Annotated in this window: 2 protein-coding genes and 1 tRNA gene; 2 read left to right on the top strand and 1 reads right to left on the bottom strand. The window is 42.5% G+C overall.

What is annotated here, in order from left to right:
• Together QGG57_06865 and QGG57_06860 are read left to right on the top strand one after the other, a co-directional pair.
• The coding region (locus tag QGG57_06865; protein ID MDP7007884.1) for a PrsW family glutamic-type intramembrane protease at window positions 1-420 on the top strand (420 nt) is incomplete at its 5' end.
• Between the two features lie 12 nt (window positions 421-432).
• Window positions 433-552, top strand: a tRNA-Tyr gene (locus tag QGG57_06860).
• A 5-nt stretch (window positions 553-557) separates the two neighbouring features.
• Here the strand turns inward: QGG57_06860 and QGG57_06855 are convergent.
• Window positions 558-927 (bottom strand): MFS transporter (locus QGG57_06855; protein ID MDP7007883.1); only part of this gene is annotated, 370 nt, incomplete at its 5' end.

The raw sequence follows: 927 nt of genomic DNA, 5'->3' as shown, positions 1-927 counted from the left end.
ATCGAAAACATGCTTTACGAACTTTTCATATTGATATGGTACGGTTCTGATGCATGGACAATAAATGCATTTGTAAGAGGAATTGGTTCCACAGTCCTACATGCAGTTGGTCCTGCTGCAGTTGGATACGCTGTTGCGTATGCTAACCAAATGGAAAAACCAATGACCAAATATGTCGGATTAGCATATATTTTTGGGATTGTAATGCATGGTCTCTGGAATGGCATAGCTACTATGCCATTTATGATGGAAGGTCAAAATTGGGAATACGCTGCTTACGCGCTTATCGCTCTGATGGTTATACTTTGCCTAGGTTTCATTGCTAAGATTCTGGAATATGGGAAAAAATATTCTAACATGGAATTAGAGACACAAAAATTCGAAGATGCTTTAGAAGAAGCAACAAATAGTGGTCACTAAATACAACAGATACCGTCCTTAGCTCAGACTGGCCAGAGCGGCCGGCTGTAGGGGTCTTTCCCTTTTATCCCGTGAGTACGGGAGGCCGCAGTTACCGGCAGGTCCCCGGTTCAAATCCGGGAGGACGGACCATGTTTCTAATTAGATTCTGTCTTTCCTGGCATGTAAAGTTTGACAAGTATAGCTGTAATCAGTGCTACACCTGCAGAGACCATTGCCGATCCAACCATTCCATCCATAAATGCTAAACGAGCATTAGCTATCAATTCCAAATTTCCCATCTCTAGGCCCATACGCATAGCAGCAGGGAATGACTCTGTTAAAATCGCTGAATAAGAATCCATGTCCTCTGGAATTACCAACTTATCCTGATATATTTGATTTAGAACACTGCCTCCAATAGCTATACCAAGCGCTCCACCAATCTCTCTACTAGCATCATTAGTAGCACTTCCAACACCTGCCTTATCCTCTGGAATAGAGTCCATAACTAGTGTTGTAGATGGT

The sequence above is a fragment of the Candidatus Poseidoniia archaeon genome, from assembly GCA_030748895.1.
Classification (GTDB): Archaea; Thermoplasmatota; Poseidoniia; order MGIII; family CG-Epi1; genus UBA8886.
The sequence above is the reverse complement of the archived record's forward strand: the minus strand, read 5'-3'. Positions and strand labels throughout refer to the sequence as shown.